Source organism: Acinetobacter sp. (genome assembly GCF_041919735.1).
Lineage (GTDB): Bacteria > Pseudomonadota > Gammaproteobacteria > Pseudomonadales > Moraxellaceae > Acinetobacter.
Genome location: NZ_JAYRTF010000002.1, coordinates 223,749 through 246,266, shown reverse-complemented (window position 1 = coordinate 246,266; position 22,518 = coordinate 223,749). Strand labels below are relative to the sequence as shown.

22 protein-coding genes are annotated in these 22,518 nt (G+C 46.4%); 10 read left to right on the top strand and 12 right to left on the bottom strand.

All coding sequences use genetic code 11. The features are described 5' to 3' along the window. Positions 1–179: 179 nt before the first annotated feature. The 7 genes from ACE3T3_RS02250 to ACE3T3_RS02220 all read right to left on the bottom strand — a co-directional run bounded on the left by ACE3T3_RS02250 (position 180) and on the right by ACE3T3_RS02220 (position 6,600). Positions 180–551 (bottom strand): hypothetical protein, encoded by a 372-nt coding sequence (locus ACE3T3_RS02250; protein WP_374663626.1) that lies wholly within the window; start codon positions 549–551, stop codon positions 180–182. Between the two features lie 410 nt (positions 552–961). Further along, complete coding sequence (xerA, locus tag ACE3T3_RS02245) at positions 962–1,912, bottom strand: site-specific tyrosine recombinase/integron integrase (protein ID WP_374663624.1); 951 nt, start codon at positions 1,910–1,912, stop codon at positions 962–964. Continuing rightward, positions 1,909–2,544: an alpha/beta fold hydrolase gene (locus tag ACE3T3_RS02240; RefSeq protein ID WP_374663622.1), complete on the bottom strand. Its 636-nt coding sequence runs from the start codon at positions 2,542–2,544 to the stop codon at positions 1,909–1,911. The genes xerA and ACE3T3_RS02240 overlap by 4 nt, the downstream gene beginning before the upstream one ends. A gap of 113 nt (positions 2,545–2,657) precedes the next feature. Beyond that, positions 2,658–3,503, bottom strand: a complete 846-nt coding sequence (gene dapF, locus ACE3T3_RS02235) for a diaminopimelate epimerase (protein WP_374663620.1) — start codon at positions 3,501–3,503, stop codon at positions 2,658–2,660. Between the two features lie 13 nt (positions 3,504–3,516). Then, positions 3,517–4,761, bottom strand: a complete 1,245-nt coding sequence (gene lysA, locus ACE3T3_RS02230) for a diaminopimelate decarboxylase (RefSeq protein WP_374663618.1) — start codon at positions 4,759–4,761, stop codon at positions 3,517–3,519. Positions 4,762–4,805: 44 nt separating this feature from the next. Further along, positions 4,806–5,063 (bottom strand): lipoprotein, encoded by a 258-nt coding sequence (locus ACE3T3_RS02225; protein ID WP_374663617.1) that lies wholly within the window; start codon positions 5,061–5,063, stop codon positions 4,806–4,808. A 133-nt stretch (positions 5,064–5,196) separates the two neighbouring features. After that, the gene (locus ACE3T3_RS02220) at positions 5,197–6,600 is read right to left on the bottom strand and encodes an amino acid permease (protein WP_374663615.1); all 1,404 of its coding nucleotides are present in this window, start codon (positions 6,598–6,600) and stop codon (positions 5,197–5,199) included. A gap of 333 nt (positions 6,601–6,933) precedes the next feature. Between ACE3T3_RS02220 and ACE3T3_RS02215 the strand changes: the two genes are divergently transcribed. Continuing rightward, positions 6,934–8,289 carry an alanine/glycine:cation symporter family protein gene (locus tag ACE3T3_RS02215; RefSeq protein WP_374663613.1) on the top strand — a complete coding sequence of 452 codons (1,356 nt, stop codon included), beginning with the start codon at positions 6,934–6,936 and terminating at the stop codon, positions 8,287–8,289. Positions 8,290–8,407: 118 nt separating this feature from the next. Here the strand turns inward: ACE3T3_RS02215 and ACE3T3_RS02210 are convergent, their stop codons facing one another. Next, on the bottom strand, positions 8,408–8,902 hold the full coding sequence (locus ACE3T3_RS02210; RefSeq protein WP_374663611.1) for a hypothetical protein: 495 nt from the start codon (positions 8,900–8,902) through the stop codon (positions 8,408–8,410). A 181-nt stretch (positions 8,903–9,083) separates the two neighbouring features. Between ACE3T3_RS02210 and radA the strand changes: the two genes are divergently transcribed. Then, on the top strand, positions 9,084–10,475 hold the full coding sequence (radA, locus tag ACE3T3_RS02205; RefSeq protein ID WP_374663609.1) for a DNA repair protein RadA: 1,392 nt from the start codon (positions 9,084–9,086) through the stop codon (positions 10,473–10,475). Between the two features lie 118 nt (positions 10,476–10,593). Then, complete coding sequence (locus tag ACE3T3_RS02200) at positions 10,594–11,583, top strand: Tim44 domain-containing protein (protein WP_374663608.1); 990 nt, start codon at positions 10,594–10,596, stop codon at positions 11,581–11,583. 88 nt (positions 11,584–11,671) lie between these two features. Here the strand turns inward: ACE3T3_RS02200 and ACE3T3_RS02195 are convergent, their stop codons facing one another. Then, on the bottom strand, positions 11,672–13,195 hold the full coding sequence (locus ACE3T3_RS02195) for a LuxR C-terminal-related transcriptional regulator (protein WP_374663606.1): 1,524 nt from the start codon (positions 13,193–13,195) through the stop codon (positions 11,672–11,674). A gap of 256 nt (positions 13,196–13,451) precedes the next feature. On the opposite strand from ACE3T3_RS02195, the gene ACE3T3_RS02190 reads away from it, so the two are divergent. The 4 genes from ACE3T3_RS02190 to ACE3T3_RS02175 all read left to right on the top strand — a co-directional run bounded on the left by ACE3T3_RS02190 (position 13,452) and on the right by ACE3T3_RS02175 (position 16,496). Continuing rightward, a complete protein-coding gene (locus ACE3T3_RS02190) occupies positions 13,452–13,805 on the top strand; it encodes a hypothetical protein (protein ID WP_374663604.1) in 354 nt (117 codons plus the stop codon). Between the two features lies 1 nt (position 13,806). Then, complete coding sequence (locus ACE3T3_RS02185) at positions 13,807–15,540, top strand: PepSY-associated TM helix domain-containing protein (RefSeq protein ID WP_374663603.1); 1,734 nt, start codon at positions 13,807–13,809, stop codon at positions 15,538–15,540. Next, entirely contained in the window at positions 15,537–15,881 is a 345-nt protein-coding gene (locus ACE3T3_RS02180) for a DUF3325 family protein (RefSeq protein ID WP_374663601.1), read from the top strand. The genes ACE3T3_RS02185 and ACE3T3_RS02180 overlap by 4 nt, the downstream gene beginning before the upstream one ends. A gap of 102 nt (positions 15,882–15,983) precedes the next feature. Then, complete coding sequence (locus tag ACE3T3_RS02175) at positions 15,984–16,496, top strand: tetratricopeptide repeat protein (RefSeq protein ID WP_374663599.1); 513 nt, start codon at positions 15,984–15,986, stop codon at positions 16,494–16,496. Between the two features lie 64 nt (positions 16,497–16,560). On the opposite strand, the gene ACE3T3_RS02170 is transcribed toward ACE3T3_RS02175, so the two are convergent. The 3 genes from ACE3T3_RS02170 to ACE3T3_RS02160 form a co-directional block, all read right to left on the bottom strand. Then, a complete protein-coding gene (locus tag ACE3T3_RS02170) occupies positions 16,561–17,085 on the bottom strand; it encodes a cysteine peptidase family C39 domain-containing protein (protein WP_374663597.1) in 525 nt (174 codons plus the stop codon). Between the two features lie 171 nt (positions 17,086–17,256). Further along, positions 17,257–18,042, bottom strand: a complete 786-nt coding sequence (locus ACE3T3_RS02165; protein ID WP_374663595.1) for a hypothetical protein — start codon at positions 18,040–18,042, stop codon at positions 17,257–17,259. A 20-nt stretch (positions 18,043–18,062) separates the two neighbouring features. After that, a complete protein-coding gene (locus ACE3T3_RS02160) occupies positions 18,063–19,004 on the bottom strand; it encodes a DUF4424 family protein (RefSeq protein ID WP_374663593.1) in 942 nt (313 codons plus the stop codon). A 273-nt stretch (positions 19,005–19,277) separates the two neighbouring features. On the opposite strand from ACE3T3_RS02160, the gene ahcY reads away from it, so the two are divergent. From ahcY to ACE3T3_RS02145, 3 genes are all read left to right on the top strand, one after another. Further along, on the top strand, positions 19,278–20,660 hold the full coding sequence (ahcY, locus tag ACE3T3_RS02155) for an adenosylhomocysteinase (RefSeq protein ID WP_374663591.1): 1,383 nt from the start codon (positions 19,278–19,280) through the stop codon (positions 20,658–20,660). Positions 20,661–20,807: 147 nt separating this feature from the next. Then, positions 20,808–21,644 carry a methylenetetrahydrofolate reductase [NAD(P)H] gene (metF, locus tag ACE3T3_RS02150; RefSeq protein WP_374663589.1) on the top strand — a complete coding sequence of 279 codons (837 nt, stop codon included), beginning with the start codon at positions 20,808–20,810 and terminating at the stop codon, positions 21,642–21,644. A gap of 33 nt (positions 21,645–21,677) precedes the next feature. Then, entirely contained in the window at positions 21,678–22,394 is a 717-nt protein-coding gene (locus tag ACE3T3_RS02145) for a 16S rRNA (uracil(1498)-N(3))-methyltransferase (RefSeq protein ID WP_374663587.1), read from the top strand. Positions 22,395–22,518 lie beyond the last annotated feature (124 nt).

Here is a 22,518-nt window from a genome sequence, read left to right as displayed (position 1 = left end):
AAGTCGTAAAGCTCAGAAAGCTGTTGTTGAACAAAGAAACTTAAATCCTGTGCTTGACTCTTGTGGTTAAAAACAGGACATTTTAAATGGTTTATCGCATAGACATTTTAATTGGTGAATAACAACTAAAAAGGTGATTTGAATGTTCAAACCACCTTTTGATTAGCACCATACAACACTTAAACAGGCTGATTTTCCAAAAAATCGCGGTGGATGTGGCTGAGATCAATCAGCGCAAAATCCGCCAATTGGAATGTTTTCCAAACCTGAATAAAATCCTGCTTAGAATCAAAAGCAGCCGTTGGGGATCGCGTGGCCTGCCACTGCAAATCTGAAATCCACAGATAAGCTTGCTTTGCATCCGAATCCCAAGCCTGAACTTTGCCATTCGCATTGACACCCTGCACGGCAGCATGTGCTGGAAGCACTGGTTCAATTTTCGGCAAACTGATTTCTACAAAATGCTTGATTTGACGAAGACCGTAGCCTGCAAAAATTTCCTTTTGTTCAGAACTGAGCTGATCATACTTTTCTTGAATATCCAAAATCATTTCTATTGCCTAGTTTCAATTAAATTCTTTAAATACATTCAGCAGGATAAAATTTTATCCCAGCAGGTCTGGCTTTCTTCGCATTATCTTTGCTTTGCCGCGCTTATTTATACGTGAAAAATTGCCTTTTTTTTATTCTACATTAGTACAAAGCCTGCGCGGCATTGCACTGCAGCTGTGTAGCCAGCAAAGCGTAGAAGCTGCCTTCATCTTCTTATTTTTAAATAATAGCAATGAACGAAGATAAATGAATCATTCGTTGAATCATTCACACGCTGTAGCCATTTTGCCCATCTCGCTCTGTATTTCAGCCTATAAACCTGCTGCATCCAGCACGAAACCACTGACTGAATCCGCCGCATTGGCCTCCATTCAATCCCGCCTATGCTCAGCCATCAAAAATCGAAGCTTCACTTTATTTTTTTTGCCGCTCTTGGATGCGCCTGATCATACACTTGCGCGAGATGATCAAAATCCACATGAGTATAAATTTGCGTAGTGCTGAGATTGCTGTGGCCCAGCATTTCCTGCACGGCGCGTAAATCGCCGCTATTGGACAGCATATGGCTGGCAAAACAGTGGCGCAGCAAATGCGGATGCAGATCGACGTTTACCCCTGCGCGCTGCGCCTGAAATTTCACCCGGTTTTCAATTTGGCGCGCACCCAGCGGATTACCCTTTTGCGTGATAAACACATGGGCTTCCGGCACAAAATCGCCATGCCACAACGGATAAATCTGCAGCCAATTCATCACAGCATCTTTAGCTTTACGGCCAAAAGGCACAATGCGGGTTTTGTTGCCCTTGCCGGTAATGCGCAGCAGCTGACGGTTAAAATCGACATCTTTAATTCTTAAGGACTGCACTTCGGCTAAGCGCAGGCCGCTGGAATACAGCAGCTCCAAAATAGCTTTATCGCGCAGCCACATTTGCTGCTGCACTTCGCTTTGAGGCTCTGGCTGATCCAAAATTTGATTGACCGTTTCAATATCCACCAAGCCCGGCAGCGGGCGCGACTGGCGCTTGAGCTGAAAATCATCCGCAGGATTAAAACTCATGTATTCGCCCTGCTCCGCCCATTTCATAAACTGGCGGATGGCAGACAGCATGCGCTGCAAACTGCTGGAACTTAATTGCTGGCGCTCAACTTTATCAGCCAGATATTCACGCAAATCCGAGGTTTCAACATCAGCCAGCGGCAAGTTGCGTTCAGCGCAAAAATCAATAAAGTCTGAAACATCGCGCTCATAGGCATGCAGCGTGTGTTCAGACTGATTCTGCACTTTCCGTTCTTTGAGCCACATTGCCAGCAGCTCGGCTTGATCATTTTTATTCTGCATCACTACCGTATCGTCACTCATTCGCTCAACCGCGCCTCCGCTGCATTCACATTCAATTGCTGCAGATAATGCTGAATCCATGGCGCAGTTTCTTCAGCCTGCCGCTCAGCAAATAAATGATCTCCGCCATGAATGATCTGCAGCGCGGAATCATTCAGCTGCTGATGCAGAAACGCTCCAACCGCGACGGGACTGATGGGATCCGCATCGCCCCATAACAGCAAGGTCTTTTGCTGAATATGCCCCAGCTCAGCCGAATAATCCAGCTGCGTGTTGGTGAACCAGTCTGGATAATTTAAAAATTGCTGCTGATACGCATCCCGCCAGTCTTCCACCTCAAAAGCGCCTAAATCCAGCCCGCCCGATGTCGCAATCAGCACCAAGCCTTGAACCAAATCCGGCTTGGCTAAAGCCGCCTGCACGGCAAATATGCCGCCCATGGACTGTGCGATCAGCACTGATTCCTGCTGAATCTGATCCAATACATATCGGCTCAGGCTGTTAAAATCATAGACCTCTGCCCGCGCCGGCTCATGATCAAATTCTGGATATGCGATGATTTGAGTAGAATATTCTGACGGCAGCAATGCGATCAACGGCTGCCAAAATGCTGTATTGCCGGATGCCCCTGGCAAAAAAATCAGATGTTTCATACTGATCAGTTAATATTGAATAATGGCTACAGCATAACGCATTTGGGGTATAAAAAAAGCACCGTTCCAGAACAGTGCTTTTTGGTCATTTCCTCCTGTGCAGGCTGGTGCGGTCAGCCTTGGAAATAGCTTAAATCCAAACGGCCTTCATAAACATTTGCGGTCGGGCCTGTCATCCAGACTACATCGCCTTCTTTCCATTCGATTTGCAGCTTGCCGCCTGCCAATTCAATTTCCACAGAATTGGACAATAAGCCGCGGCGCATGCCCGATACAGCTGCAGCGCAAGCGCCTGTGCCGCAAGCTAAAGTTTCACCGACACCGCGTTCAAACACGCGCAGGCGCGCATGCTTTTCATCAATAATCTGCATAAACCCAGCATTGACACGTGCAGGAAACCGCTCATGCGATTCTACCTGCGGGCCAATACGCGCAACATCGGCCTGAATCACATCCGGCACAATGGTCACGGCATGCGGATTGCCCATATTCACCACATCAATGGTCAGCTGCTCACCATTTTTCAAGCTGATGTCATACAGGCTTTCCGCTTCTTCCGCTAAAAATGGAATTTCATGCGGCAAGAATTTTGGATAGCCCATATTGACGCGCACCCAGCCATTGAGGCCCAGTTCAGGCTCAACAATACCGGCTTTGGTTTGCACTTTGATTTTGGTTTTTGTGGTCAGCTGGCGCTCATGCACAAAACGCGCAAAACAGCGCACGCCGTTGCCGCACTGCTCCACTTCAGAACCATCAGCATTAAAAATGCGGTATTTAAAATCCACATTCGGCATATCTGGCGGCTCAACCACCAGCAGCTGATCAAAGCCGATACCGAAGTGGCGGTCTGCCAAACGCTGAATGGTCAAAGTATCCAAATAAGCGCGCTGGCTGATCAGATCCAGCACTAAAAAGTCATTGCCCAGGCCATGCATTTTGGTAAATTCTAACAACATCTCGAATTTCTCCTTAAGGCAATAGGCGTTCACGTTCCCACAATGATTCGATCGTTTCACGTTCACGAATCAAATGAGACTGATCGCCGTCCACCATCACTTCTGCTGCGCGGCCCCGGCTATTGTAGTTTGAGCTCATCACAAAACCGTATGCGCCGGCGCCCATCACAGCCAGCACATCATTTTCCTGAATGGCAAGCTGACGTTCTTTGCCCAAGAAATCACCCGTTTCGCAGATCGCACCGACTACATCCCACTCTTTCACTTCGGCATCAGTCCGCGGCGTCACTTCCTGAATGTCCATCCACGCTTCATATAAAGCTGGGCGGATCAAGTCATTCATCGCTGCATCAATAATGGCAAAGTTGCGGTGATTGGTCGGTTTCAATAAATCCACTTTGGTCAGCAGGACACCGGCATTAGCAGAAATGCTGCGGCCCGGTTCCATATAGACTTTCATGCCTAATTTTTCTAAAGCCGGTTTCATGGCATTGGCGTATTCTTCAACCGTTGGCGGTGTTTCATCTTTATAGGTCACGCCTAGGCCGCCGCCGATGTCGATGTGCTTAAGATGGATGCCCAGCTCTTTCAGCTTCGCAATCATCACCATCACACGGTCCAAAGCATCGACAAAAGGCTGTGTTTCAGTCAGCTGTGAGCCAATATGGCAGTCAATGCCGACCACATCCAGATTCGGCAATGACGCCGCATATTGATAGGTTTCATACACGCTGTCCGATGGAATGCCGAACTTGTTTTCTTTTAAGCCTGTAGAAATATACGGATGCGTTTTGGCATCAACATCTGGATTCACACGCAATGAAATAGGCGCTTGCTTGCCCATTTGCGCGGCCACTTTTTGAATCCGGTCCAGCTCTGCATGCGATTCCACATTAAAGCAGGCGATGCCGACTTCCAGCGCTTTTTGAATATCCGCTTCGGTTTTGCCTAGGCCTGAAAATACAATTTTTGATGCATCGCCGCCGGCTTTCAATACCCGCGCCAGCTCACCGCCCGTCACAATATCAAAGCCTGCGCCCAGCTTGGCCAATACATTCAATACTGCAAGGTTAGAGTTCGACTTTACCGCAAAGCAAATTTGATGCTCAATAAAGCCAAATGCACGGTCCATATCCAAATAATGCTTGGCGAAAGTATTTTTAGAATAGACATAAAGCGGTGTGCCATATTGCTCCGCGAGCTGCTGTAATGAACATTGCTCTGCGTGCAAAACCCCATTAATGCGGGTAAAACTCATGAATGTATCCTTGCGTGAAATGACTGGCTTAAAAAAGTTAAGGCTTAAGGTTGAGTAGCGGGCTGGCCGTCAGCAGGCGCTTCAGCGTGCTGAACTGGCGCGGCGCTGCTCTTTTCTTCAGATTGTTTCTCTTCAGATTGTTCTGCAGCTTTTTGCGGCGCTTCAGCATCTGAATAGAGCAAATATTTTGCACGTTTGTCGTAATTTGGATCATTCGGCAGCTGTAAAGCGCCAGACTGACCGCAGCCCGTGAACATAAAACCCACGGCGCATAAACTCATGCAGCAAATGATTTGGCGCATCTGTTCACCTATCCATATTTTCAAAGAAGTATAGCGCAATCACTTGCATGACCGAAGCGCTAAACGCTAGAGATTATCGCCACTCATAAAAAAACGCCAGCGTATTGCCAGCGTTTTTTTGCATTAGCATCGATTATTTATGTTTCGGTTTGTAGAAACCAAAGTAACCGATAATCAAAAGAATAAACCAGATTGGGCTGACCATCAGCGCTTTCATGGTATCCGCTTCCAAAGACAAGACGTAAATCATACCGATAAAGAAGATGATGACCACCCAGCAGGTAAACAAGCCGCCAGGAAGCTTGAAAGTTGATTTGGCATGCAGCTCTGGACGGGTTTTATAGTAAACGATATAGCTCCAGATAATCATCAGCCATACGCAGATAAATAAAATCGTCGACAGCGTTGTCGCCAAGGTAAAGGCTTCAACCGTATTCGGCACAAAGTACTGCAGCGCAGCGCCAAGCAGCAGGCATACGGCAGAGAAATACAAGGCATTTGCCGGAACTGAGCGCTTATTCAAATGGCCAAAGGCTTTCGGGCCCTGATTTTCACGCGATAAGCCAAACAGCATGCGCGATGTGGAGAATACGCCGCTGTTCATCGAGGACATTACTGAAGACAGCACCACCAAGTTCATGATGATGGCCGCCGCGGCAATACCCGCTTGGCTGAACAAGTTGACGAATGGCGAAATGCTTGGATCAATTCTGTTCCATGGCGTTACTGACATCACAATCACCAAGGCCAAGACATAAAAAATAATGATCCGCACAGGAATTGAGTTCACTGCTTTCGGCAAGTTTTTCTCAGGATCTTTAGTTTCCGCTGCCGTCGTGCCGACCAGTTCTACACCCACAAAGGCGAAGATCGCAATCTGGAAGCCGGCCAGGAAGCCTGTTACCCCAGTAGGGAATAAGCCGCCATGCGACCACAGGTGGGTAAATGACGCAATTTCACCGGTCGTTGACGTAAAGCCGGTAAAGATCATCCACAGGCCGACACCAATCAGCACCACAATCGCGATAATCTTAATCAGGGCAAACCAGAATTCCAATTCACCGAACAGCTTCACCGTCACTAAGTTCAAACCCATGATGAACACAATGGCGGCCATGCTGATCATCACCCCTTCTTCCGGCGAGAACGGGTTTCCTCCATTAAAGAACTGCAAGTAGTAAATAATGGCAGAAAGGTCAGCAATGCCGATGGTGATCCAGCACAGCCAGTAGGTCCATCCGACAAAATATCCTGCCCACGGGCCAATTAAGTCCGTCGCAAAATCAATAAAAGATTTATATTCCAGATTGGATAATAGCAGCTCGCCCAATGCACGCATGACGAGAAAAACCATAAAGCCAATGATCATATAAATCACAAGAATGGACGGGCCAGCCAAACTGATGGTCTTTCCTGACCCCATAAATAAACCTGTCCCAATCGCCCCGCCAATCGCAATCAACTGCAGGTGCCGGTTGGACAAGCTTCGTTTCAAATCGCCGCTATCCGCATGCGATTCATGAATTTCATTCGACATATTTTTAATTCAACTTAGCGTTCCATTGGCGACAAATTAACGTAAAAGCTGAAACAAATACAAAATTATTTTTCATCATTTGTTTTTTCGGATTATTCAACAAAGTTCATTTATTTTTCTTATATATAAAAACGCTTAGAAATTGAACATTTTTTAAATACTCAATAAAACAACAAAATTCTTGTAAAAACCTAAATTTCATGTAAAAAATATTTTACTAATGATTAAAACATGCCCAAAAATCATGGAAGTTTCAAACAATGGCATGTCAATTGCTTCATTTTTTATAAATAAAGCATTCACTCAACTAGGGCTTATAAGAAGAAAGATACTATGCAAGATTTACACACACTCATGGAAACACTCAGCGGCTGGGTCTGGGGCCCTTACATGCTGGTTCTGCTCGTTGGCACAGGCGTTTTCCTGACCTTCCGGCTGCTCTTTTGGCAATTCCGCATGCTGCCTTTTGCGTTTAAACAGGTCTTCGGCAAACATGAACACGCCCATACCCACGATGGCGATATCTCGCATTTTGCTTCACTCATGACTGCCCTTTCCGCAACCATCGGTACAGGTAATATTGCCGGTGTAGCCACTGCTTGCGTACTCGGTGGCCCCGGTGCAGTCTTCTGGATGTGGATGACCGCGCTGTTCGGCATGGCCACCAAATACGGCGAAGGCGTGCTTGCCGTCAAATACCGGATCAAAAATGAAAAAGGCGAAATGAACGGCGGCCCGATGTATTACATCGAACGCGGCTTGAAATGGAAATGGCTTGCAGTGATCTTTGCTTTATTCGGCACGCTGGCTTCATTCGGCATCGGCAGCTCGGTGCAGTCCAACACGGTTGCGCTGGCGGTAGAAAACAGCCTGGGCATCGAAACATGGATGACCGGCATTGTCATTACCATCTTTTCGGCTCTGGTCATTTTAGGCGGGATTAAATCCATCTCTAAAGCATCGTCCTACATTGTGCCGATCATGGCTGTAGGCTATGTTCTGGGCGGCTTAATCATCATTTTGAATAATATTGAACTGGTGATTCCGGCATTGAAGCTGATCTTCACTTATGCCTTTACCGGTGAAGCGGCGGCTGGCGGCGCAATCGGCGCGGCGATCCGCTACGGTGTAGCCCGCGGCGTCTTCTCCAACGAAGCCGGCATGGGGTCTGCGCCAATTGCGGCAGCGGCGGCAAAAACCGATCACCCTGCACGCCAAGGCTTGGTCTCCATGACAGGCACCTTTATTGACACCATTATTGTGTGTTCAATCACCGGGATTGTTTTGGTCATGGGCTATATCATGGCGGGAAACAGCTTTGGCGATCAAACCGGCGCGGTCCTGACCATCAGTTCCTTTGACAAGCTGTTGCCGGGAATCGGCGGCTGGGTCGTCACCTTCGGGATCATCTTCTTTGCCTATTCAACCATTTTAGGATGGTGCTACTACGGCGAAAAATGCTGCTCATATTTATTCGGTGAAAAATCAGTTCTGCTGTACCGCATTATTTACATTATCAGCGTATTTATCGGCTGTGTCGCAACCTTAGACCTCGTTTGGCTCTTTGCCGACACCTTTAACGGTTTAATGGCCGTGCCGAACTTAATCGCCCTGCTATTATTATCGGGCGTGATTGTCAAAGAATCGAAAGACTTTATTGCTAAGCGCAAATCTGGCGAACTGTATTAAAACTGGATCCGATAAAAAAGCCGCGGTCAGCGCGGCTTTTTTATTGATTCAACATTTTGCAGCTTGATAATCGAATGCCTCTGACTAAGCCAGCATCCAATTGATCAGCAAAATACTCTTAAGATTTTTTATCGTTGATGGGTTCAAAGTCTGCTTCATTTTGGGCTTCTGAATCTTCAATAAAGCCTTCGCCAAACTGATCGCCAAATGCCTCTTCGTCGAGATATTCAATTTCAAAGCCTTCTTCGCTGTCACGCTCAGCTTCTATTTCCAGCGCAAGCTCCAAAGCCAATGAAAAGAACAGCACGCCGTCAATTTTCATATTGCCCTGTTCATCTTCCAGAAATTCGCTCAGGGTTCTAAACGCCGGATTTTGAGCATCAAAAGGCACATCGACATAAATGTCACCGCTGTAGCTGCGGAGCACCGCCTCGCTTTCCAGCCCCATGCAGGGAAAGTATTCAATGTGCTGCAAATCAAACCAATCCAGCACTTCATTGCGCACCGTATTTTTTTCAGGATGCTCATGGTCATATTCTTCAAAATGTACAAACAGCACATCACGATTTTTTTCACGCGCAATCGCATCAATATTCGGCAATAGCAATGGCATCAGTTCTTCCATCCAAAAGATAACGAGGGTTCATTATAGAGCCGAATAGCGCTTTGCGGCATGTCCACCGCTTTTAATTCGCAGTTCTGCATCCATCCTGTTTATTTTTAATCGAAGGCTTGGTTTTTTCACAGCTTCACCGCTATGCTGTGTCTCAATTTCGGTATGTGCAATATGGATTATGGCTAAAGCAAAAAGTGTCTACCGCTGTGAACAATGCGGCGCAGATCATCCCAAATGGGCTGGTCAATGTTCTGAATGCGGTGAATGGAATTCATTGGTCGAGGTCAATATTGCACCGGCGGTGTCGCATCGCGCGCAGCCTAAAATGGGCGGCGGCTATGCGGGCCAAGCCGCGGCGGTCACAACACTGAATCAAGTTTCGGTATCGCATGAAACCCGTATGGCAACCGGGATTGGCGAATTTGACCGCGTCCTGGGCGGCGGTCTGGTCACCGGCTCTGTGGTCTTGATCGGCGGTGACCCGGGGATCGGCAAATCGACCATTTTGCTGCAAACCGCAACACATATGGCTACGGATAGAAGCGCTGCGCTGTATATCACGGGTGAAGAATCTTTGTCTCAAGTCGCTTTACGTGCGCAGCGCCTGGATCTGCCGACTGACCAGCTCAAAGTTATGGCGGAAACTTGCGTGGAACGCATTTGTGAGGTTTTAGCCCAGGAACGCCCTGCGGTGGCCATTATTGACTCCATTCAAACCATTTATACCGAAACCTTGCAGTCTGCGCCGGGCGGCGTATCGCAAATCCGTGAATCAGCCGCCTTGCTGACCCGTTTTGCCAAGAACAGCGGCACAGCGCTGTTCATCGTGGGTCACGTGACCAAAGAAGGCTCACTGGCCGGCCCGCGTGTATTGGAACACATGGTGGACTGTGTCTTGTATTTTGAAGGCCAATCGGACTCGCGCTTTCGGATGATCCGCGCGGTGAAAAACCGTTTTGGCGCAGTCAATGAGCTGGGTGTTTTCGGCATGACCGATAAAGGGCTGCGCGAAGTGTCCAACCCTTCTGCGATTTTCCTCAGCCGGTATGATGAAGCCATTCCCGGTTCAATTGTCATGATCAGCCGTGAAGGCACGCGTCCGCTGCTGGTTGAGGTGCAGGCTTTGGTCGATGACTCGCAAGGCCAGCCGCGCCGTGTTGCGCTTGGTTTGGAGCAAAACCGCTTGAACATGCTGCTGGCGGTCATGCACCGTCACGGCGGCGTGCAAACTTCAGGGCAAGATGTGTATGTCAATGTGGTCGGCGGTTTAAAGATTACAGAAACCGGTTCGGATTTGGCCGTATTGCTGGCCTGTGCATCAAGTCTACGCGGCAAAGCGCTGCCGCAGCAGCTGGCGGTATTTGGCGAAGTGGGCCTCTCTGGGGAAATCCGCCCCGTGCCGAATGGTCAGGAACGCTTAAAAGAAGCCATCAAACATGGCTTTAAGCATATTATTTTACCGCGCGGCAATGCGCCGCAAAGCCCGATTAAAGGCGTCAATGTTATTGCTGTTGCACGCCTGCATGAAGCGCTGACTGAAGCCATGAATCTGAGCGATGAACTGGCTTAATCGTTAATTCAGCACTTAAATCGATTTTTTAATAAAAAATACGATTTTTATATTGAAATTCAGATGGAATGCCTGCATAAATACAGGGCATTATTTTATTTTTAAATAGGAAAATTTAATGGAAGTTCGACAGCGTGGTTTGATTGCAGGTGTTTTGACTGCTGCTTTATTGGTTGCGCCTTTAACAGCAGAAGCAAAACGTGCAGGTGGCGGCAAAAGCCACGGTATGAGCCGTCAAGCTGCTCCAGCGCAGTCTTACCAACAGCCGCGTCAAGCTGCTCCTGTTCAACAGCCTGCAACTGCTGGCGCGCCAGCAAAATCCGGCTCTAATGTCGGCGGTATGGTTGCGGCCGGTGTGGCCGGCGCTGCTATTGGCGCAGTTGCTGCAAACGCAATGGCCGATGACAAGAACACTCAGGCTGCTTCTGAAGCGCAAGCTCAGCAACAGGAAGAAAAAGGCGGTATTCCAAGCTGGATCTGGATTTTACTCGCTGCTGCTGTCGCCTTCTTTATTTTCCGCAAGATGGGCGCAAAAAAAAAACTAGCGAATAATCCCTATGCGCCAAATAACGGTGCAAACAATGCGCCGTTTGGCCAGCAAAATGCTGCGCCGCGTCCTGCATCTGGCGACAATACCAATATTTTTGGCGGCGCTGTAGGCGGCAATACCGCTGCATCGAATGCGCCATTTGGCGCTGCGGCAACAGGCGCAGCATATACCAGCAGCGGCAATCAATTGCCGGACGGCACAGAACCTGCAGCATTTTTGCGTGTAGCGCGTCAACGCTTCAACCACATTCAGTCCGTGAACTCTGCAAGCAATGTTGCAGAAATTCAGCGCTATTTAACGCCTGATCTTTACCAGTCGATGTATAACGACATTATGGCAAACCAAGATCAGGACGTTGCTGAGTTTTCAAACTTGAATGCAATGGTTTCTGATTCTGCGACTGAAAATGGTCAATATATCGTGAGCGTGCGCTTTACCGGCACAGTCAGCGAAGACTTAAACAGCCTGCCGCAGCCATTTGCAGAAATCTGGCACTTTGTAAAACCTGCCGGTTCAACTGAAGACTGGAAAGTAGCCGGCATTCAGCAAGAAAGCTAATGCCCGTTTACAAAATCTGAAATTTAAAAACAGCAGCTTCGGCTGCTGTTTTTTTGCCCTGCACATCAAAATAGTACCGGCTTTTACATTAATCAATCACCGCATTCATTAGCAGTTTCATCAGCTCGCTTTGCGATGAGCAATGCGTTTTAATGTAAATCTGCTTTAAGTACGTCCGCACTGTGCTGAGCGTTAAATGCATATGCTCTGCAATTTCGTTTAAATCCATGCCCTGAAAAAACAGCATGCAAATCTGCAGTTCCCTGCGCGTCAGCTGGTACAGCTGCCTTAGGTAGCCTTCTTCCAACTCACGCTTCTGATTCAATTGCTTAAAAAACACGGCAATGATTCTTGAATCCAAACCGCCGGCATCCCGCTCAGCGCCCTGATCAATCAAGCTGATATTTAAAGAGAGAATCTCGTGCTGGCCTTTGCCGTAAATCGCCAAATTGCGCTCATAGCTGAAGCCATTTTGCAGCACATCATTCAGCAGATGGCTGAGCTTATCTTGAAACTCTGTACTGGTTCTTAAGCGCTTTTTGCTGATGCTTAAAAGTGAGGTTTTTTCCAGCAGCTGCTCTGCATACGCATTGTGGTAAAATACCTGCTGATCATGCGTCAGCAAAATAACGCCCGTTGTGAAGCAGTCAAAAATTTTAAACAGCTGCTCATGCTGTACCGATGCATTCGGCTGGAACAGATTGAGCATCATCAGCGGGCGCGTGCCGAAAATCAGCTGTTCCTGCTTGGACAGCAGCAAGCTTAAAAACAGATAAGCTGTCTGCCCATTGTCATTGACCATCTGAATGCTGCGTTCATTTAACAGCTGATCTGAAATCTGCCTGCGCAGCAAAAATTCAAAATGATACAGCAGCTCTTCCAAACGTGATTCCTGCCCTTCCAGCAGCTGCACCTGCTTGGTGTCCGGCTGGACACTCAGCCAGCGCCCCTGTTCAAGCACGCGCCTCATCGCAGGATTGCAATGTATGGCCTGGCCGGAAAGATTCAGCAGCATAATCGGCTGCGGCAATTTATCAATTAAAGCAAAGCCTGCAATGGACTGCGCTTCAAATTCATATTTCTGGCGCTGTACAGACACAGCGCGTTTTAAATGCACGAGCAAACTGTCCAAAAACCGCAGCTCATCGGCATTTAAAGGCTGACGCTCCGCAGATGTGCTGATGCTCCAAAACACGCATAGCTTTTCATCCCGCATTAAAATATGCGAAGTCACATACCTCAGGCCAACAGGCAATAAAATCTGCTGATACAAATCAGAAGACTGCACAAAGCCTTTTGAAACATGCGTATGGCACTGATACCAGCCTTGACGATCTGGATGCAGAAATACCGGCCAGCGCGGATCGGCTTCGGCAGGAAAATGCAAATAATTCAGCTCGGCCTGCGCATAAAACTCTTGCGCCAAATTTCCTACGCCATGACTAAATGACAAAACATTATATTTAAAATCAATTGCCTGAATGTGAACATAGCTCGCATCCAAAAGATGCAGCAATTTTTTTGAAAACCGTTCCCATGCCCCAGAATCAGATGGCATCTGATAAATCAAATCGATCAAGCCATCCAGCTGATCTTTAAATAAAGCGCTCATTCTTGTTCTGCTTATTCCATGTGCTTATACAATGAAGACTAGCTGTTTGCGGCGTTTAAATAAAGGAGAAAAACGATCAATTTCATGACTTTATTTTATGCATAGCTCGTTGTCTCAAAAGTTTTTTTACAGCAGAACACCGCATCTAAATTCAACAAAACCAGCAAAATCCACTTTTTATATTTTAAATGTAAATGTTAATTGTTATCATTTAGATTAAATTTAAATTCCATTCCTTTGCCGAATTGACTGCCTTATGAACAGCCCTCCACTCAATGCCGTAAAAAACCTGACTGACCTGACTGCAGCTGCTAAAAAAAAGAGCAGCAAAAGCGTTTCAATGCTGAACTACCGTTTGATGATTTTTTACCGTTTTGCCCTAGCCTGCATCGGCGGCTATCTTTTGGCAAGCTTAAGCGCTGCATGCATCGCCCAATACTTTGCGCAACAGCGCGCCAGCGCAGCCATGAGCGCAACCCTGATTGCCTTTTGCCTGCAGGCAGCGGCTTTTATTTGGGTCTTTATGGTCAATAAAACCCTTAAAGCCAGCTTAGGCATTATTTTGCCCTGCCTGATTATTTTTGCTTTCATCCAAATGGCAGGACATTAAGATGCGTCCAGATGCCAAAGCGGAAGGCCCGCGTCAATCGATGTCATGGCTGCATACATGGACCAGCTTAATTCTCGGCTGGCTGCTGTATGCAATTTTTGTGACCGGCACACTCAGCTTTTTCCAACATGAGATTACCCTCTGGATGAAGCCGGAGCTGCATCAGTCTGTGCCGCATTCATCACAAATGCAGCAGACCCAAGTTGCGCTGAATTATCTGCAGCGCCATCATCCCGAAGCCGCCAGCTGGACGATTCAGCTGCCGAACGCGCGGCAAAACACCACGCAAATCAATGTCCGTGAACAAGGTGAAGATCCGAATGCGCGCAGAGGCGGCAGGCGCATCACGTTGGACAGCGCTAGCGGCGAAGTTCTTGAACCCCGTGATACGCGGGGCGGCAGTTTCCTTTACCGCTTCCATTTTGAACTGTATGGACTGCCGCGCATTTGGGCGCGCTGGATTGTCGGCATTGCCACAATGCTGATGCTTGTTGCGATCATCAGCGGCGTTATCACTCATAAGAAAATTCTTAAGGACTTCTTTACCTTCCGTTCAGGCAAAGGCCAGCGTTCATGGCTGGATGCGCATAATGCCACGGCGGTTTTCGCACTGCCCTTTCATCTGATGATTAGCTTCAGCGGCTTGCTGCTGTTGATGTTTGTCCTCATGCCTTGGGGCGTTGAGCGCATCTATGAAAACCGCGGAGCCTTTTTGCAGGAACAGCGTAAAGCCTTAATTGCGGCGCCCGAACGGCAGCAGCCCCGCGCAGCAGAACAGCAGGCACAGAATGAAAGAGCAGCTGCCCGCAGCGCAAACCGCACGGAACATGCAGCAAATGCATCGCCCCGCGGGGAAAAACGCGGCCAACCGCCATCTCATCCTGCCCCATTGGCTGATTTAGCACCGATGCTGAGTGATGCGCAGCAGCAATGGAAAGATAATCCTATTGGCAGCATCAAAATTACGGCGCCCAATACGTCGCACGCGAAAATTGAATTGCAGGCGCTGCATGGTGAAAGCATTGCTTACCGCAATATTTATCAAAGCATGCAATTTAATGGCGTGAGCGGTCAAAACATGACGGATAAATCGGCTCAATTAAAGCCGCCATCCGTTCCAATGGGCATTTATAACGTGGTGACCACTTTGCATGAAGCACGCGGCGTCGATATCGCCCTGCGCTGGCTGCTGTTTTTCTCCGGGATTATCGGCACATTGATGGTCGCGACCGGTCTGATTTTATGGTGCGTCAAACGCGCACCGCAGCAGCAAAAGCAAGGCTTTAAATCCTTGGGCTACCGCACTGTTGAAGTCACCAATATTGCGGCCATCATTGGCTTGCCGATTGCCTGCGCCGCTTATTTCTATGCCAACCGTTTGATACCTGCACAGCTGGAAAACCGCTTGGAATGGGAAATCCGCAGTTTCTTTATCCTTTGGCTGATCACGCTGATGTATGCAATGTGCCGCACGCACCGTCAAGCTTGGCTGGAACTTCTTGCCTTTGCCAGCGTGAGTTTCGCTTTGCTGCCGGTCATTAACGTTCTGACGGGCGGCCAGCCGCTTTGGAGGGCTATGGCGCATGGCCAATGGATGATTGCTTCTTTTGATATAGCCCTATGGGTGCTGGCGCTGCTGTTCGCCTGCGCCTTTTATAAAGTGAAAAAGCATCAAGGCTTGCCGCTCAAAAAAGCCAAAGTCCCTAAAACGCCTCTGCAGGAGGCCGAAGCATGATCTTTTTCCTTCTGATTTGGTCGCTCAGCAGCCTAGGCTTTTTTGCTTTGGCGGGTGCCATGCCGAAACATCAAAAACAGTTTTTTCAGCAGGAACTCAGTGCTGGAAAAACACGGCTTGCGGCATTCACTGGCGGAAGCCTGCTCATTCTGGCCTTAGCACTGTGCCTATCTCTCGGCACACCCAGCAACCATATCAGCTATTGGTTTGGAACGCTGACGCTCGCTGCATGCTTTAGCGGACTCTGCATCAGCTATATCGCACAGTATTTTTGGAAGATGATTGGCGTTTTGATTGCCCTCTTCATCTTGTCTGCTCTGATCCTGACGTTCTCATCCTAAAGTTCTCACCACATCGAAAATGACTCGAAAAGCTGATCTTCGGATTGGCTTTTTTGATGGCAACCGATTAGGCTATGCCTATTCTGCTCTTTTGGATTTCTCATGTCTGATCTTCCTATTTCTCCCGCTTTGTATAACCGCGCGATGGCCGGCAATAAAGATGCCCAATTTGAACTGGCTGAAATTTATATGCAAAGTGAAAATGATGAGCATGTCGAGCTTGCTGAAGAATGGGCGCTGAAAGCTGCGCAGCTGGGGCATGTGGAAGCGATGTATTGGCTCGGTGAAGGCTATGCCGTCTATGCCAAAGACATGCTGGAAGACGATCCTGAAGAATCGAAAACTTATTTTGAACATGCGCACCGCTGGCTGGAACAGGCGGCAAAACATGATCATCCTGCCGCAATCTTAGAATTGGCGAATTTTTACCGCCGCGGCGATGTGGTGGAAAAAGATGTAGCTAAATCCATTGCACTGGTACAGCAGTCTGCCAAACTCGGTGAAGTTCAAGCCATGCGTGATTTGGCCTTTATTTATGCCAATGGCTTAGGCATTGATGCAGATGAAGACCAAGCCGACTATTGGACTGAACAGGCCAATGCCGCTGAGCAATAGTTGAACGATATTCAAAACATGAAAGCCCGTCAATTGACGGGCTTTTTTCATTAAACAATGCAGCTTAGTCCGCTACGTATTCATTTACATCGACAGTAATTACTTGCCGGCAAATTCCATCGGCTTGACGCTGCTGCTCAAAAACATCTGCAAGCATGGCCTCAAAGCTGTCAAAAAAACTGATTTCGGTTTCATCAATGTCATACACCAAGGAATGATTGCCCACCCCATCCAAAGTATCATAATACACAATCACAAACTGATTTTGCTCAAAGGCCTGCTGAATTTGCACATAGCTGATGGCAGGTAATATTGGAAGTTTTAATTGTTCCGCTTCTGCATAGCTGCGTTTTTCACTGTCCTGCAAATCTGGATCAGGCGCCGTAGAAAACGACACGTTAAAGCCAAACTTTTTCAGTCCAAGCGCTAGGCCAATGGTGGTTGTCCCATGCTCTGCTTCGTAGCCGCACACTTCAATGAGCTGCTGAATGTCTGCATCTATACCTAAATGCTGCAGCAGCATCCAAACCGCATAAATGCCGCCATTGGCTTCTAAATTGGCCAACTCATCAGGTATTTGCATCGACATAATCAAAACTCAAAACTGTATTTAAGCTGATGATAAACAAATCAGCAGAGATGTGTACGGTAATTTTTATAAACACAGCCATACTGCATCAAAAAAATAAAAGATGCCGATCGTACTGAATGACTTTTGAATGCATCCAAGAGCTTTCTGAAAATTTTTCCGCTAAAACCATCACTCGGTATCACTTTTAGCTTGCAGTGCTTTCGCTTGACGCTTCGTTTTGCTTTTTTTAGATGTTTTTGATCTCTTTGAATCAGTAAAAGCATCCCACAGCATGATAGCTAGAATAAGAACTAAAACCAAGAACAGCATTTGAAGACTGAAAATCAGCCATGCAAAACCCGAATTACGAAGTTCAAAATAGCGCTGATTAAGAAAAAACCGCGACTGACTGGGGTTTTGAGCATTTACATAAACTGAATACTGCTGCTGATGCATTGCCTGATTGGTTTTTTGCTCTGCTATGGCTTTTAAAGCCGGTGACGTTTCAAAGAACCAAAGCATATATTGCGGATCAAGTTTATCTGCGGCCCCCATACCCATTTGGGCATTCAGCTGGTATGTATATTTCACCCGCGTGTACGCATATTGCAGTGAACGCCTGTGCCGATAATCATCAATTTCAACGTCATTAATCTGAACCTGATCCGCCAAAACCCAGTTGGGATGTATCAGTTGAAATTCTTTAATTTGTAAAAAACTTGAACTGAAAAATATGGCTAAGAGAGCGCTATACAAAATAATAAAACTGATGCCATGCCGCAGCCAGCTCCATGTTGTTTTTCTGATCAGCTTAAATAGCGCATACAGCAAGCCATACAAAACTATTGAAAATAGAAACAAATGCCATTTGTCATTTTCATAGAAAAAAGTATAGCCGCCATATAAACAGGCACACATTCCCCAAAAATATGCCGCATATGTTTTAAATTTTTCTAGGCTCATTACTTTGGTCATTTCTCTTGTAGGCTTGTGTCTTATGACGGACGTTTACTCACAAAAATAATGTCCAAATCTTGTTTCGGTACAAAATTCTTTTCTGTCATTTGAAATTGCGTATCGCTCATTTTTTTGACTTTACCCGCCCAGCAAAACGAAACTAGTTCGTTGGCATCCCGCTCGATGGTCAGCTTGAAATCTTGAATGGGCTTGGCCCAATTGGCGCCGGTTGTTAAAATATAGCCCAAGGCTTGATATGGGGCATGCTGTGATTTAGCCTTTCTTAGTCCAGCCTTAAAGTTTTGGTCCATACAATAGGTTTTATTATCTTCTTCAGGATATAAAGCCACCGATCCGCCTACCAGCGGCGCATATTGGTGCTGTACGCGAGTCAATGCATTGGCTTTAAATGTTTGCTTCCAGCTGTAAACAACTTGAGACGACCATGAAATGACTTCATTCGGATCTTTGGGCAATACTTTTTGCAGCGCTGCATTTTTACAGTTTCTGAGCTTTGCCTCAAACGTTTCATATTCATCATCTTGCCTGCTCCACGGATTGAGCAGGTCTTTTTCAGTAAAGCCGCATTGCTTAAAGCTGTCTGTCATATCAATTGGTGCTGATTTTTCATCGTTCTGAATAAACATACGTACATGCATTTCGGGCTGAATAGATTTTCCATTGACCTGAACTTTAAAGCTTTTGAGCAGTTTTTCGGTATCAGCAAAATCAGATTCAAAAAAATTTTCGACTTTCGGCAACGGAAATAAGACCGTTTCAGCCACATCCTGATTACTTAAATTTTTGAACTGGTAATCCACTTTGATGATTTTTTTGCTGATGAATAAATCTTCACTCAACATCTGGATATTTTTATTTTTCAGATACTGTACGCCGCCCGTCGCAACATAGCCTGTTGAGTCATTGGCAGCAGCTAAAACAGGCAAGAGCATTAAAAAAACTGTTAAATATTGAGTCATGCTTCTTCTGTTCCAAACCAATTTATTTAAATCAAAAATATTCACACCGCATTTTTACCGATCAGCAGCCTATCAGTTAGATATTAATCAATTTCAGATTGGAACTCACTGCTTTTCCAAGTACAATACCCCGCTAGTCGAGGGATGCTGCGACTTTTTCACAGGCTCATAAATGTGAAATCGCTAGGCTCGACGATTCGGTTCAATGCTCTTTTGAATCAACAACGGCATCCGCGAACATAATGATCAATTGTTTTTATTAAGGAGATCGTGATGAACGCGGTTAATGCTTCATTTACAGATTATAAAGTTGCCGATATTTCCCTAGCTGACTACGGCCGTAAAGAAATCAAACTTGCTGAAGCAGAAATGCCGGCGCTTATGGGTTTGCGTAAACGCTATGCTGCAGCTAAACCGCTTGCTGGCGCAAAAATCCTTGGCTGTATCCACATGACCATTCAAACTGCAGTTTTAATTGAAACTCTGGTTGAATTAGGCGCAGAAGTTCGCTGGACTTCATGCAACATCTTCTCTACTCAAGACCACGCTGCTGCTGCCATTGCTGCTGCAGGTGTTCCTGTATTTGCTTGGAAAGGCGAAACTGAAGAAGAATACGTTTGGTGCTTAGAACAGCAAATCAATGTGAATGGCACACCTTGGGATGCCAACATGATTCTGGACGATGGCGGTGATTTAACTGCACTTGTTCACGAAAAATACCCAGAAGTGATTGCAAAAATTCACGGCATTACAGAAGAAACAACAACTGGCGTTCAACGTCTGTACGAAATGCACCGCGATGGCACTTTAAAAGTTCCTGCGATTAACGTAAACGACTCTGTTACTAAGTCTAAAAACGACAACAAATATGGCTGCCGCCACTCTCTGAACGACGCAATCAAACGTGGTACAGATATGCTTTTATCTGGCCGCCGTGCGCTTGTAATCGGTTACGGTGACGTTGGTAAAGGTTCTGCTCAATCACTTCGTCAAGAAGGCATGATCGTTCGCGTAACTGAAGTTGACCCTATCTGTGCGATGCAAGCATGCATGGACGGTTACGAAGTTGTTGCGCCATACAAAAACGGCGTACAAACAGGCAAAAAAGAAGACATCAATCTTGATCTTCTTCAAAACACAGACCTGATCGTGACTACAACGGGTAACTACCACGTATGTGATGCAGCTATGTTGGATTCATTAAAAGCAGGCGCTGTGGTTTGTAACATCGGTCACTTCGATACTGAAATCGACACCAACTACTTACGCGGTTACAAATGGGTTGAAGTTAAACCTCAAGTACACCAAGTGTATCGTTCAGAAAATGAAAACGATTACCTGATCCTTCTTTCTGAAGGCCGCTTGGTTAACCTTGGTAATGCAACAGGTCACCCTTCACGTATTATGGATGGTTCTTTTGCTAACCAAGTCTTGGGTCAAATGCATTTATTCGCTGAAAAATTTGCTGATCTTCCTGAAGATCAAAAACAAGCAGCGATTCGTGTTGAATTGATTCCTAAGAAATTAGACGAAGAAGTTGCTGCTGCAATGGTTGCAGGTTTCGGTGGTGTATTAACGACTTTAACTCAAGAACAAGCAGATTACCTCGGTGTTCAAGTTGAAGGTCCATTCAAAGCTGAAGCTTATAAATACTAAGTTTTATATTTCCCCTCATCCTAGCCTTCTCCCAGAGGGAGAAGGAACTTTTCATTATTAATTAAATTTATATTGAAAGTTCCCTCTCCTCTCAGGAGAGGGTTAGGGAGAGGTCTAGATAAAAAGTACTTATAACAAGGATTTGAAATGAGCAAAAATATACCCATTTCTTTTGAGTTCTTCCCGACCAAAACTGACGCTGGCGCGGAAAAACTTAAAGTTGTACATCAAGAACTTCAGTTACTGAATCCTGAGTTTTTCTCTGTGACTTATGGCGCAGGCGGTTCTACCCGCGAACGTACATTGTCAACTTTGAATGATTTTAATGGCAAAGGCACGCCTGTTGCTCCCCACCTATCTTGTATTGGTGACAGCAAAGAGCGTATTGCTGAATTGCTGGATTTGTATCAATCACAAGGCATTGACCGTATTGTTGCGCTGCGCGGTGATTTACCTTCAGGCCAAGTTGGCTTGGGTGAACTGCCTTATGCAACTGACTTGGTTCGTTTTATCCGTGAGCATTCAGGCGATCACTTCAAAATTGAAGTCGCTGCCTATCCAGAAATGCACCCTCAAGCAGAAAGCTTTGATTTAGACATTAAACGTTTCTGTGATAAAGCCAATGCAGGCGCCAATGCTGCTTTGACCCAGTTCTTCTTTAATCCAGATGCGTATTTCTATTTTGTAGAACGCATCCAAAAAGAAGGCGTGAATATTCCTGTCGCTCCGGGCATCATGCCGATTACCAATGCAAGCAACTTGATCCGCTTTGCCGATGGTACAGGCGCAGAGATTCCACGCTGGATTCGTAAGCAATTAGCTGCTTATGGCGATGACACAGCTTCAATTAAAGCCTTTGGCCATGAAGTGATTGTAAAACTGTGCGAACGCCTGATTGCTGGCGGTGCACCAAGCCTGCACTTCTATACCATGAACACCACTGATCCGACACGCCAGCTTGTACAAGACCTCGATCTCGCATAAGACATTTACACCGACTTGAGAGTAAAACTTTAAATGCCACGTTTTTATATTGAAGCTGATTTAACTGTTGAGACAACTGTTGAATTAACGGAAACCGTGTTCCATCACTGGGTCAAAGTTTTACGTGCTCAAGTCGGTGAAACCGCCACGTTGTTTAATGGACAAGGTGGCGAGTTTGAGGTTGAGCTGACTGAGGTTTCAAAAAAAACCGCTTCTGTGAATGTGCTGGCTTTTAATCCAGATAACCGCACGCCAGATTTTCATACTTTGCTGGGGCAAGTCATGAGCAAAGGCGACCGCATGGATTATGCGATTCAAAAAGCAGTTGAATTAGGCGTAGCTGAAATCCAGCTGCTGACTTCAGAACGCTGTGAAATGCGCCTTAAATATGACCGTGATCAAAAAAAACTGGATCATTGGCAAGGCATTGTCATTGCGGCCTGCGAACAATGCGGCATGAACATTGTGCCAAAAATCCTTGCACCGGTCAGTTTAGAGAAATGGCTTGCAGCAAACCTGCCTGCAACTAAACTTGTCTTAGCGCCCAATAAAGATGAAATGGATGTTCTGGCAGACGCAACGAATCAAATTGCCCTGCTGATTGGCCCTGAAGGCGGATTGAGTGAAGCTGAGATTCAGCATGCAAACCAAGCCGGCTTCAAAAATTGGTGTATTGGATCACGCGTTTTGCGTACCGAAACCGCACCAATTGTTGCCTTATCCATTCTGAATTACAGCCTAAAAGTTTAGTTCATCCGAATATTATATTTTTGTATGCAATTTGATTGATTTTTATGTTCAACATATTTAGTCTTAATGCATACAGCAAAAAATATGCAATGAAAACAATAGCGTTTGGACTAATAAAACAAAA